The organism is Bifidobacterium primatium, assembly GCF_002802875.1.
Lineage (GTDB): Bacteria > Actinomycetota > Actinomycetes > Actinomycetales > Bifidobacteriaceae > Galliscardovia > Galliscardovia primatium.
This window is the reverse complement of sequence record NZ_PEBI01000003.1, coordinates 332,184-344,418: the sequence shown is the minus strand read 5'-3', so window position 1 is coordinate 344,418 and position 12,235 is coordinate 332,184. Positions and strand designations below refer to the sequence as shown.

The window sequence follows — 12,235 nt, the reverse complement described above, 5'->3', positions numbered from 1 at the left end:
AGGAGTTCACTATGGCAGAAGATAAGGTGCTGCTGCTCACCCAGGAGGCATACGACAAGCTGAAGGAGGAGCTGGCATGGCGCGAGGGCGAATACCGCGATGACATCATCGCCAAGGTCGCTGCGGCCAGGGCCGAGGGCGATCTGAGCGAGAACGGCGGCTACCAGGCCGCACGCGAGGCCCAGCGCAAGAACCAGGGACGCATCGACGAGCTTACGGTCAAGCTGCGTTCCGCCAAGATTCTCGAGGCCCCCGAGGCTGGCAATGTCGGCAACGGTTCGCTGGTGACGCTCGACGTCATGGGCAACGAGATGCAGTATGTGCTCGGTTCCCGTGACCTCGCCGTGGCCACGAAGTACGAGATCATCAGCCCCGAGTCGCCGATCGGCGCGGCCATCATGGGCGCCAAGCAGGGTGATACCGTGAGCTACAAGGCCCCCAATGGTCGTGACATCAAGGTCACCATCAAGGAGTCCAAGCCGCTGCAGGCATGACGCTCGTCGATACTGTGCGGCACGTCCGCGCAATATGAAGGATGGCGGCGGGAGATTCATCTCCCGCCGCCATCCTTGCATTCTGCCACTACATCAATGCGACGATGACGAAGTAGATGGCGACCATATGACAGGCGTAGCCGGCGACGGTGCCGCAGTGGAAGATCTCATGGAATCCGAACACCTTCGGCCACGGGTCGGGTCTGCGCAGACCGTAGACAATCGCGCCGGCGATATAGCAGATGCCTCCGGCCACGATGAGCCACACCACGACCGGTCCGGCGGTCGGGGACTGCCAGAACAGTCCGAGATATGCCGCGCCGGAGACGCCGAAGATGATGTACACGATGGTGTACAGCCATCGCGGGGCCGAGATCCACACCACATGGATCAGCAGCGCCACCAGGGTGCAGGACCATATGCCGATGAGGATGATATCCATCCAGAACGGTTCCAGTGCGAACGAGACCGGGGTGTAGGTGCCGGCGATCAGCAGGAATATGTTGACGTGGTCGATGCGGCGCAGCACGTCGGTCACCCTGGGGGACCAGTCTCCCAGATGGTAGCAGGCCGAGTTGCCGAAGAGGATCAGCGAGCACGTCATGAACACGGCGCAGGCCCATTTCAGCGGGGCCGTGCTCGACAGGCAGATGAGCACGATGCCGGCCGCCAGGGCGAGGGGGGTGGCGAACGCGTGGATCCATCCGCGCATCAGGGGCTTGGGACGTCCATGGACGTCGAGACGGACTCGACGGATGCCGAGCGCCTTGTTCTCGATGCGACGGGCCTTGAGCTCGCCTTTGGCGAGCACGCGTTCGGCCTTCGCCTTCGCATGGGCGCGCACCTCGTCGGCCTTGGCCTGCCGGTCCTTGAGGAACGCGGCCCGCACGGCCTGACGGGTCTGTTCGAGCCGCTGCTCGCGGGTCTGTTCCGTGCCGTCCGCGCCTTCGCCGGAATCGTGGGTCTGCAGCTGCGTCATGGATAGCTCACCTCGTCTGATGGGTCCGGCATCAATCCTACGTTACCGTAACTTACGCTGCCGTAGCTTTCGTGTCAATATACGGTGAACGTGTGTCAGATTCCGTGTTGCCCGTCGTCGTTTTCCTCGTCAACCGTTAGCATAAAGCCATGGTTGATTTTTCTCATCTTGTAGCGAATAATCCGGATTTCGACGAATCGGACCGTGAATGGCTGCATCATCTCATGGCGGATTGGCAGGTCATCGCCGACCTGAGCTTCGCCGACCTGCTGCTGGTGCTGCCATCCCCCTCCGGACAGTTTGTGGTGGCGGGCCAATGCCGTCCCTCCACGGTGATGTCCATCCGATTCGAGGACATGGTCGGCAAGGTCATCGAGGGGGAGGACGCCCGCGCCATATCCAAGACCATGAGCGAGCAGAAGATCTCGCGCCTCGACCACTATCGCGCAGTGGGCAATACCACCGTATGCGACGTGTACGCGCCGGTCCGCCATAACGGCAAGGTGCTCGGCGTGGTGGTCCGCGAGACGAACATGGCCACGCGTATGCTCAACGGTCGTTTCGAATCGGAGAGCATCGCCGCCGGCAAGCGTCTGTTCGAGATGATTCCCGCAGGCACGTTCCCGTATCACGACACCATCCTCAACCAGCGGCACAACGCCCGCGTGTCCGATGGTTTCATCGTGCTGTCCGTCGACGGCATCGTGGAATACGCCTCGCCGAACGCCATCAGCTGCTTCCGTCGTCTCGGTTCGCTCGAGGTCATGGAGGGACGCTATCTCTCCGAGATCGGCACCTCGCTGATTCATGAGAACGACCTGCTTTCCGAGACCCTGCCGCTGGTGCTTTCCGGCAAGGCGGCCGTCGATTCCGAGATCAACGCGAACCGGTCCACGGTCTCGATGCGGTCGCTGCCGTTCTTCGACGACCGCGGACGTACCGGCGCCGTGGTGCTGTGCCGTGACGTCACCGAGCTGCGTCGTCGCGAGAAGGAGCTGGAGACCAAGGACGTCGCCATCGCCGAGATTCACCATCGTGTGAAGAACAACCTGCAGGCCGTTTCGGCCCTTCTGCGCCTGCAGGCGCGCCGCACGAAGTCCCCCGAGGTGAAGTCGGAGCTGGAGGAGGCCATGCGCCGTGTGGAGACCATCGCCGTCGTGCATGAGGGACTCAGCCAGACCGCCGACGAGATCGTCGACTTCGACAAGGTCATCTCCGATCTGCTGCGCATGAGCGTCGACCTCGCCACGAGCAAGGACCAGCACATCCACATCTCGTATCTCGGCAAGTTCGGCATGATGCCGGCGCAGGATGCGACGCCGTTGTCGCTGGTGCTGACCGAGCTCGTCACCAACGCCGTGGAGCACGGCTTCCAGGGGCGCACCGAGGGCAATGTATGGATTTCCGTCGGTCGTGGAGGCAACAACCTCAACGTCGTCGTGGAGGATGACGGCATCGGATACACCTCGGAGTCCGACCAGGGCATGGCGCGCTCCAGCGGTTCCGGACTGGGAACGCAGATCATCAACACCTTCGTGACGAACGACTTCGGTGGCTCGGTCCGTTGGGAACCGCGACGTGACGGAGGCACCCGCGTCGTGCTCGACATGAAGCTGCGTGCGGCCCAGTGAACGGGCTCGTTCGGTGCCGTCGCAATGAGCGATAGCAAAAAGGGCTCTTCCGAAGAGGAAACCTTCGGAAGAGCCCTTTTCCGTCGTATATGAACGATAGCGGATGCGGGGAGAGACAGACTGCTACGCCTGCATCTGCAACGCCGCCGAACGGCGGGCACGCATGGCACGACGCTTCAGCGCACGGCGCTCATCCTCACTGAGGCCGCCCCATACGCCATAGTCCTGATTCGTGTCCATCGCGCACTTCAGGCAGGCGTCGATGACCTTGCAGGTGCGGCACACGGCCTTGGCCTCCTCGATCTGCTGATAGGCGGCGCCGGTATTGCCCACCGGGAAAAACAACTCCGGATCCTTGTCTCGACAGGCCGCCTTGGCGCGCCAATCATATGCACTGCTCATCTGTGTCCCTCGATCCCGATTGAAATACAAAACTCTTATATACGAGCAAACCACGAATGCGGTCATTTTTCAAGAGTGAAATACCCAAAACATGTGGAGATGTCATTCCTCGGCAAGGCGAAAACACTGGATGAGACGTGCCTGGCCGTGTATCAGCAGCATGGCCCTGCCCGGTGTGCGCCAGTCGTCGTCGGTGCACGACGACAGGGCCTGCGACGGTATGCCGGCCATCATGTCGGAGGTCCTGTCCCCGGTGGGGAACAGCACGCGTATCGTGCAATGGTCGGGGAACCGCAGATGCCGTGGTGAGCTGAGGGCGAACACCACGGGGGTGTGCGGATCCGCCAGCGTCCGCATGAACTCGTCGTGCAACGCATCCGTGTACAGGGGATCGAGCAGGGCGTCGGCATCGTCCACCAGCCATATCCTCGTCGATCGCGGCGGCGGGGGAGGAGCGTCTTCGGCGCGGGTCGCGGAAGATCGTCGGCCCTCGTGCCACGGCGCCGACCCCATGGTTGTTGTGCGTTCGTATCCCGTGCCGCTGACGGTGACATCGACGATCTCCAGGCCCGGACGGGCGGCGAGCTGTCGGCGGATCAGACCGAGCACGGAGGTCTTGCCGCGTCTTTCAGGGCCGACGATGGCGATGTTGCCGGAGTCCAATGGCAATTCCAGCGCTTCGAGTCTCACTCCGAGGTCAAGCAATCCCAGCGAGACGGCGTCCAACGGCCGTTTCGAAACCGTGTCGAGGCCCGGCCACTCCACCATGTTCGGCAGCGGCGGCGAAAACAGTGGCGTTGCCTCGATCTCATTCAGGAACCGGCGGGCATGGTCGCATCCATGGGTGAGTGCGGTCGCAGATACGGGCATCGCGCAACGGAACGCCATGCGCCGTTCGCCATCGAACAGGTAGGCCAGCCCGGGATGCTGTGGACTGATGAACGCCGCGTCCCGGACGCCGAGCAGCTCCGTCGACTGCAGGGGGTCCCGTACGCGCAGACAGATGTTCAATCCGATGTTCGCCTTCATGTCTCCGCCGATCTGTCCCATGGGATTCTGCGTGCATGCAATGAGATGCATGCCCAGAGAGCGCCCCAGCGAGGCCAGCGCCACAAGCTGCGTCATATAGTCCGGCAGCTGTTGCCTCAACGCATGGAACTCATCGATGACGACCACGAGCCGTGGCGGGGGATCATCCAGCTCATCGGTGCCTGCGACGTGATGCTCCGCCACCACTCGTTCCCGTCTGCGCAGTTCCGTCTCGATGGCTCGCAGGGCGCGGACCGCATGGTCGAGATTCAGATCGGATACGAATCCGACCGTGTGGGGAAGACGGTGGAGCACACGAAACGCCGCACCGCCCTTGAAGTCCAGAAAGACGAAGTTCAGCATCGATGGTGGGAACCGGCATGCCAGCGACAGGCACCAGGATTCCAATAGAACGGATTTGCCGGACCCCGTGGTTCCCGCCACCAGGGCATGTGGCCCGGCCTTCGGCAGGTTCAGGGTCGTCGTCCGGCCTTTGTCAGATTCCCCGACGGCGACGGCATGCATGCCGTCGAGCACGGTCTGCTTGCGGATTCGTTGTGCTTCCGAGGCCTCATGCCAGTTACGTGCGATGCGGCGCCAGAGGTGGTCGGGGCGGGACGGTTCGAGGCCCAGCAGCGATTCAAGACGAGGGCGCAGCGTCGCGCATCGGGCGGCATCGGGCCGCATGGCGTCCCGGCCGTCCGGGGGAGGCTGTCCTGTGTCGGACGAGGCCTCCGACACGGTCCGGCGGCGGTGTGCGGCCATCGCCGCGATGGCGGACGCCAGACAGCCGATCAGTCCGGGTATGACGAGACACAGGAACATCCAGCGTCGCTCCGCGATCATCATCACAAGCAGCGCGAATTGCCCCAAAACGGGAGCGACCATGGAAATGGCCAGTAATGCCGATTCATTGCGCGTGTCGCGCTTTGTTGAAAAACCCATGTCTCCATGGTGACGTCCGACGTGATGTCAGGGCAAGCCAAGAGAGGAATGTGGACGAACGTGAACGGTTTCCGCAATGCCCCTACATACCGCCCACGGTGCCGGGGTCGTGGGTGCCCGCCTCCAGCTGGTCGAAGAGCTGGGTGTTTCTGGTGCCGTCCAGAAGAATCGTCGAGCCGATGCCCGAGGACGGGTAGTAGTTGGGATTCTGATAGTACAGCGTGCCGGTGATGCCATTGGACCCGGTGGCCGCCTTGAAGGCCAGGGCCATGGAGGCCAGGGAGAAGGCGTTGGTCTTCTCGTCCACCGTCAGGGAGGACAATCCGGCCTTGGCGAGCTTCTTGACCTTGACGGGATTCGCGAGCACCGAAGGCGATGAGGCCTTCTTCGCCACGGCGGCGATGACCTCGCGCTGCCGCTTGGCTCGTCCGATGTCACCGGTCGGATCGGAATAGCGCATGCGGGAGAACGCCAGGGCCGTGGCCCCGTCGGCCGTGTGGCATCCCGCCTTCCAGTTGAGTCCCGATCGGGCGTCGTTCACGGTGCTGTCGTAGCACAGCTCCACGCCGCCGACGGCGTCGACGACCTTCTCCACGCCACCGAAGCCGATCTGCACCACATGGTCGATCTTCATGCCGGTGATGCTCTCCACTTCCGAGACCAAGGACGGATATCCCGCGAGGGTGGAGACCGCGTTGATCTTCATGTCCTGGTTGTTGACGTTGACCAGGGAATCACGGGGGATGGAGATCAGCGAGCTGTTGCCCGACCTTGGCTTGGTCAGCACGAGAATGGAGTCGGTGCGGGAGCCGCTGACGTCCTTCGAGGATCCGGTGCCGGCCGTGCCGTCCCTTTCGTCGCTGCCGAGAATCAGCCAGGTGGAGGCCGGAGTGTTGCGCATGTCGGTGAGCATGGACCTGTGGTTCAGCTGGCCGTTGATCCAACCGACTGTGCCGAACACAAGGACGAGAGCGAGCGCCAGCAGCGCGCCGACGACGCACAACGCGATTCGTTTCGCGTCGGGGCGTCGCATGGCCGCCGTGCGCATCGTCCCGCCTGCACGGCCCGTCTTCGCGGTGTGGCCGGGCAGATGGCGGCGACGGGCCGGTGAGGGTATTGCCGGCCGGTTCGCCGCCTTGTATGTGCGCGGGGCTTCGGTGTGGCGGGCTGCATCTCCGCCCGTCGAGGGGGTGAAGCTTGGCGGGGCCGATGATGCGCGTCCGGACGTATTCCCGTGAGGGTTCTCGTCTCGATGTCGTACGGTCGGGCGAGGGCGGGCGGGAATCTCCTGGGGTCTGAAGGACCGCGGCGTCTGTGCGGGCGCTGCGGTCGTGGCGCGTCGGCGTGGGGCTCCCGAGGGGATGAAGCTCGGAGGATTGCTCCCTGACTGGTTGTCAAGAGGCCCCTGTCCCATATTTGATTCCTCCTCGGGTGACGGCGATGGTGCTGCAATGACTATTGCGCAAAACGTTGCAGGAGATGAAGAATATCGTCAATCCTTCTCAGGAACGGCACAGAATGAGGGGGAGGCCATGAAAAGAGCGGAAGGGCGAACATTATCACTGAACATTTCAAAATGCGGTAATGACACTCAAGAGACTTGACAAAACGTGAATGACAAGTGTGTAATTTAGCACGGACTTGGTTTCGGGTCCGTGAAAATGAGCAGGCGTTGCGGGAGGTTTCGACATGTGGGGGGTGTTCGACGATTCCCAGAATCAGCACGAACGAGGTGCCGACGGCAACGCCCTTCTGGAACTCTGGGGGCTGTTCAATCCCGACGAGGATGTGTCATGGCAGCACAAGGCGCTATGCGCGCAGACCGATCCCGAGGCGTTCTTCCCGGAGAAGGGCGGATCCACCCGCGACGCGAAGAAGGTGTGCGCCGAATGCGAGGTGCGAGAGCAGTGCCTCAAATGGGCGATCGACCACGATGAGCGTTTCGGCATCTGGGGTGGCATGAGCGAACGCGAGCGCCGGCGGTATAAGAAAGAACATGGTAAAGAACGGGCCTAGCATATCCGACGAAGCGACGTCCGGTGTTCTACAGTGGAAAAGATGAATCCTGTTATTGATGAGGCGCGAAGCGTGCAAGATGTAGTGGGCGGTGTCCTCGCCGAATGCCGGGTGTCCGCCGAACAATCCGTGGAACCGGCCGTGGCCGCCATAATCACCGTGGAGGATGACCGGCGTTTCCTTTCACGGACCCTGCGATCCGTATTGAACCAGACGGTGCTTCCTTCCGTGATCGTCATCGCCGACTGCACGGACGAGGGGCAATCGGCGACCAAGACGACGGTAAGCGCGGATTCCTCGATGCAGAACGTGGAGGTGCGTCTTGTCGGTGCGGCCGGCGCCTCGTCGTTCGGCCAGGCGGTTCGCAAGGCGCTCGACAACGCGTACCTGCCCACGACGGTGCGGTCGTTGTGGCTGTTGCACGATGATTCGCGGCCTCGTGACGCCTCATGCCTCGAAACCATGCTCGAGGCATGGCGCAATGCGCCGACCGCCGCCGTGCTCGGCTGCAAGCAAGTCGGATGGGATGAGGAAGAAACCCTGCATGACGTGGGCTGCTACGCCACGACCAACCATGGCGTGGCCTCGCTGGTCGTGGACGGCGAGCCCGATCAGGAGCAGTATGACGCCCGACAGGATGTCTACATGGTCGATCTTGCGGGCGCGCTGGTGTCGCTGCCGGTGTGGCGTACCCTTGACGGCACCGACCAGGCTATGGGGGAGTTCGCGGAATCGGCCGATTTCTGCCGCCGTGTCTGTCTGTCCGGCGGCCGCGTGCTTGTGGTGCCCAAGAGCGCTATCGCGCACCGCCGCGCGCGATTCGAGGGACTGCGCACCCATGACGGCGAACCGACCCGTCACGAAAGCGCCAGGGTCTCCGCTGACCTCATCGACGCGCGGGAACGCTACCGGTTCACCGACATTCGCCTTGCGTTGTGGGCCCCCATGTGGGTATGGCGGTTGCTGGTCTCGATCGTGCTGTTCATCAGGCAACTCGTGGGCAAGCGTCCGTATGAGGCGGCGTGCGAACTGGGGGCGCCGTGGCGCCTGCTGCTGGCGATGCCCCGACTGATGGGCTCCCGCAGGAAAGTGGCCCGGCAATCGACCGCCACGCTGCGACAGCTGACCGTGCTGGTGGCCCGTCGCGACCAGGTGGCGCAATGGCGTGAACGAAGCGCCGCGTTCGCCGACTCGAAGAACGTGCCCCTGCTCAGCCCCCTTGCCGTGGCCCATCTGCGCAGGCAGCGCCGTCGTCGTCTGGCATGGGCCGCCGTCATGGCCGTGCTGGCCTTCGTCGCCGGCCTGCTGGTGAACCTTGATGCATGGAAGGCCCTGGTCACCGGCGGAAGCTTCCACTCCTCGACGCTGGTCGCCTCCGCGGCGTCATGGCGCCAGCTGTTCGAGTCGGCCACGTCGGCCTACACCTACGCCGACGGCCTCGGCGTGGCGGCGCCTCCGTCCCCGTTCCTTCTTGTGCTGCTGGCCTCCTCGGCCGTTACCCTCGGGCACGTCACCGTGGCCATCGGACTGATGGTGTTCGCCGCCGCCCCGTTGTCGGCGTTGTCGTTCTGGGCGCTCGCCGGCATCTTCACCCGTTCGAACCCGATTCGCGTTGTCATGGGACTGCTGTGGTGCGTGTTCGGAGGGGTCCTGGGGCTGTATTCGCAAGGCAATCTCCCCATGCTCACCGTGATGGTCTTCCTGCCTGCGGCCATGGCGTTTGCGTTCCGAGCGGTGGGTATGTACCACACCGAGGATGTGGTCTCCGCCACGGCTTCGGTGCAGTCGGCCGCATTGGCCTCGCTGTGCATGATGATGGTCGTCGCGGCCGAACCGCAGCTGGTGCTGCCGCTGCTCGTGGTGTTCGCGGCCTTCATGGTGCTCGTACGCTCCCACAGGATCATGCTGCTGCTTATTCCGGTTCCCGGAGCGTTTGCGCTTGCCCCCACGCTGCTCAACGTCGTGCTGAACCTTGGGGACGGTTCGTACCGTCAGCTCTTTGCCGATATGAACCCGGCATCCGGCGATGCATCGACGGTCTCGGCGTCGAATCTGTTCTCGCTGACGCTGCACGCCTTTGGATTCGGACCGGGCATTGATCTGCGCGCTTTGCCGTCCACGGCGAACATGGGCGCCCTGCTTACGATGCTCAGCCTTGTGGCGCTGTGTGTCATCGCGGCGTGTGCGTTGCTGCTTCCCTTCGCGTTGCGTGTCTCCCGTATGATGTGGGTCATCGTAGTGGCCGGCGCCTTCGAGACGCTGCTTGCCGCACGCATGGCCGTTGCCCCCGCACAGACCGGCGCGGTCGCGGGAACCACGCTGCCCGGTCTGGCCTTCGTCATGGTCGGTATGCTCGCATGCGTGTGCATGGTGGCCGGTCGTGCGGCGAAGCCGTTCTCTCCGCTGGTCTCGCGCGAGGTCGACCACAGTCGCGCCATCGGTTCGAAGGATCGCGGACACTATGCGCGACGCAATCTCGTCATCGTCGCGCGTGCGCTGCTGGTGCTGCTGCTCGCGGCATGCGTGGCATTGTGGGGCGCCATCGGCGGCGTCAGGGCCTACAAGGGGGAGCGTCTCGTTCCGCAGCGCTATGAACTTCCACTGATCGCCCAGGACTATCTCGCTTCGGGCGATGGGCATAGGATTCTGGCGTTGCGCGCCGATTCCTCCACGGAGGTGTCGTTCTCGTCCATGCGGACCGCACGGGGCGATCTCATCGACTACTCGCCGTCGGTATCCGCCGCGCACGTTTCCACGGGATGGGACCGGACGTCCCAGACCATCGCCGCATCGTCCGCGACACTGCTGCAGCATAACGACGACGACGCCATTGCGAAGATCGTCGATCTGGGATTCGGAGGCATATACATTCCGTACGCGCCCGATTCGGCAAGCCGTTCGCTGGTCTCCAACATTCTGGCGAGCGACGGCACGCAATCCGTCGTCAGCAATGAATCAGGCACGTATATTCGTCTCACCGTCGACGACACGACCACGCAGGGCATCGATGAATCCGGTGAGGCCCAGGCGCTGCACAGTCCCTGGAGATGGGCATGGCTATGGTGCATGGGAATCGTCACGATACTGTATATCGTCGTCGCGTTCCCCCGCATCCGTCGAAATGGGGTGAAGGCATGAGCAAGACATCGAGGCACGGGGGAGCACGCCCCCGACGGTCCATATGGGGCACAGTCGCCAAAGCCACGGTCTCCACCGTCACGTTGGTGGCGTTGCTCGGTCTGTTCGGCGTCGCCACGGTGTTCGTTCCCGTGCGTGGGGCCATCGACCATGGCGACGGCGGTTCGTCGTCGCATACCGTAGCCGTAGGCCAGACCACGCTGCAGACGGTGTGCCCGGCACGCATGCAGCTGGCGGACACCGGTTCGTATGGAGACGCCGAATACCGGTCCTCCGAAGGCGACATCACCGGCAAGACGAGATTCGCGGCATTCGGCTCCCTCTATGATTCCTCCGTCACCGATATCAGCGGCGACAACAAGCAGAAGACCGCCTCCATCGACATGTCGGATTCGGCCAAGGCCTTCATCCACCAATCCGGCGCCGATAAGAAGTCGTCGTTGCACACGACCCGGCTTCTCGAGACGGACAAGGGTTCGGGCGCGGCCTCCGCCGTGGCGTCATGGGCCACCAAGGGCGATCTGCAGGGCGTCTCGTCCACGCGGTGCGTCACCCCGCAACTGACCCAGTCGCTGCTGCTTCCGGGTACACAGACCGGTTGGACCCAACAGCTCGTGCTGTCCAATCCCTCGGACAAGTCCACGACGGTCGCCATCGAAGCCCAAGGCACCAGGAACGGCGATTCGATTCCCCTTGCCACCGACAGCAAGGTGACCGTGGCGGCCAATGGCGAGACCGTTGTCAATCTGTCGGCTGCGGCGCCGTCGCAGCAGGGACTGTACGTCACATTGAACAGCACCACCACGGCGGTCGCCGCCGTGGTGCGTGCCGTGCACGCCGAGGGACTGGTCTCCCGCGGCTCCGACTTCGCCACGCCGGTCGGGACTCCCTCCGAATCGCTGATGCTGCCCGCTGTGGCATCCGGCAGCGACGTCACCGTCGAGATGTTCTCCGAGAAGGCCGGGAATGCCACGTTGTCATGGGTGACGAAGTCGAGGACCGTCAAGGCCAAGACGGTCAGGCTTGAAGCCAACAGGGTCGCGGTGCTGTCGCTGGGCAAGGCCCCATCTGATGCCGTGGCCGTGAGCGTCACCGCCGACGTCAAGATGAACGCGACGGCCATGTGCGTCGAGAATGGCTCCGATCAGTCCGATTTCTCTCTGGTCCAGGCCGCCGACGTCCAGGAGGTCAGCGCCATCGCGCTTCCCGAAGGCATCGAGGCGCTTATCGATGTCGTCAACACGACCGACACCAAGACGACGGTCACGTTGACCGCATATTCGCAGCAGGGAGACCAGGCCGGTGTCAAGGAGATCACGCTGAACGGCCGTCAGGCCGTGGTGCTGGCTCCGAAGGACGTAGCCAGAAACGCGGTCGCCCTGACGATGAGCGATACCGGCAAGGCCGTCGCATGGGGCGCCGTCGTCCGCAACGACGCGGTCTCCAAGGCCAAGGCGAAAGGCATTGCCTACATCGGCTCGACCAGCCTCATGCCGACGCAGGCCTCGGTACGTGTGAACAGATCATTGAACGTCGTGCAGTAGATATCGAAGAAGGGCCATTCCCGCAAATGGGATGGCCCTTCCCAATAAGGACGTTTG

10 protein-coding genes are annotated in these 12,235 nt (G+C 63.3%); 6 read left to right on the top strand and 4 right to left on the bottom strand.

The genetic code is table 11. The features are described 5' to 3' along the window. The first annotated feature begins 11 nt into the window (after nt 1-11). Nucleotides 12-494 carry a GreA/GreB family elongation factor gene (locus CS006_RS07555; RefSeq protein WP_100511193.1) on the top strand — a complete coding sequence of 161 codons (483 nt, stop codon included), beginning with the start codon at nt 12-14 and terminating at the stop codon, nt 492-494. 88 nt (nt 495-582) lie between these two features. Here the strand turns inward: CS006_RS07555 and trhA are convergent, their stop codons facing one another. Beyond that, complete coding sequence (gene trhA, locus CS006_RS07550; RefSeq protein WP_100511192.1) at nt 583-1,473, bottom strand: PAQR family membrane homeostasis protein TrhA; 891 nt, start codon at nt 1,471-1,473, stop codon at nt 583-585. Nucleotides 1,474-1,622: 149 nt separating this feature from the next. On the opposite strand from trhA, the gene CS006_RS07545 reads away from it, so the two are divergent. After that, nucleotides 1,623-3,104, top strand: a complete 1,482-nt coding sequence (locus CS006_RS07545; RefSeq protein ID WP_100511191.1) for a sensor histidine kinase — start codon at nt 1,623-1,625, stop codon at nt 3,102-3,104. 123 nt (nt 3,105-3,227) lie between these two features. On the opposite strand, the gene CS006_RS07540 is transcribed toward CS006_RS07545, so the two are convergent. The 3 genes from CS006_RS07540 to CS006_RS07530 form a co-directional block, all read right to left on the bottom strand. Beyond that, nucleotides 3,228-3,506 (bottom strand): WhiB family transcriptional regulator, encoded by a 279-nt coding sequence (locus CS006_RS07540; protein ID WP_093961469.1) that lies wholly within the window; start codon nt 3,504-3,506, stop codon nt 3,228-3,230. Between the two features lie 102 nt (nt 3,507-3,608). Next, complete coding sequence (locus CS006_RS07535) at nt 3,609-5,480, bottom strand: FtsK/SpoIIIE domain-containing protein (protein ID WP_243386891.1); 1,872 nt, start codon at nt 5,478-5,480, stop codon at nt 3,609-3,611. 82 nt (nt 5,481-5,562) lie between these two features. After that, nucleotides 5,563-6,528 carry an LCP family protein gene (locus tag CS006_RS07530; protein ID WP_243386889.1) on the bottom strand — a complete coding sequence of 322 codons (966 nt, stop codon included), beginning with the start codon at nt 6,526-6,528 and terminating at the stop codon, nt 5,563-5,565. Between the two features lie 403 nt (nt 6,529-6,931). Between CS006_RS07530 and CS006_RS10765 the strand changes: the two genes are divergently transcribed. The 4 genes from CS006_RS10765 to CS006_RS07515 all read left to right on the top strand — a co-directional run bounded on the left by CS006_RS10765 (nt 6,932) and on the right by CS006_RS07515 (nt 12,178). Further along, on the top strand, nt 6,932-7,084 hold the full coding sequence (locus CS006_RS10765; protein WP_165777288.1) for a hypothetical protein: 153 nt from the start codon (nt 6,932-6,934) through the stop codon (nt 7,082-7,084). A gap of 85 nt (nt 7,085-7,169) precedes the next feature. Beyond that, nucleotides 7,170-7,496 carry a WhiB family transcriptional regulator gene (locus tag CS006_RS07525; RefSeq protein ID WP_225432850.1) on the top strand — a complete coding sequence of 109 codons (327 nt, stop codon included), beginning with the start codon at nt 7,170-7,172 and terminating at the stop codon, nt 7,494-7,496. A 72-nt stretch (nt 7,497-7,568) separates the two neighbouring features. Further along, on the top strand, nt 7,569-10,634 hold the full coding sequence (locus tag CS006_RS07520; protein WP_165777287.1) for a glycosyltransferase: 3,066 nt from the start codon (nt 7,569-7,571) through the stop codon (nt 10,632-10,634). Beyond that, complete coding sequence (locus CS006_RS07515) at nt 10,631-12,178, top strand: DUF5719 family protein (RefSeq protein ID WP_133119547.1); 1,548 nt, start codon at nt 10,631-10,633, stop codon at nt 12,176-12,178. The genes CS006_RS07520 and CS006_RS07515 overlap by 4 nt, the downstream gene beginning before the upstream one ends. Nucleotides 12,179-12,235 lie beyond the last annotated feature (57 nt).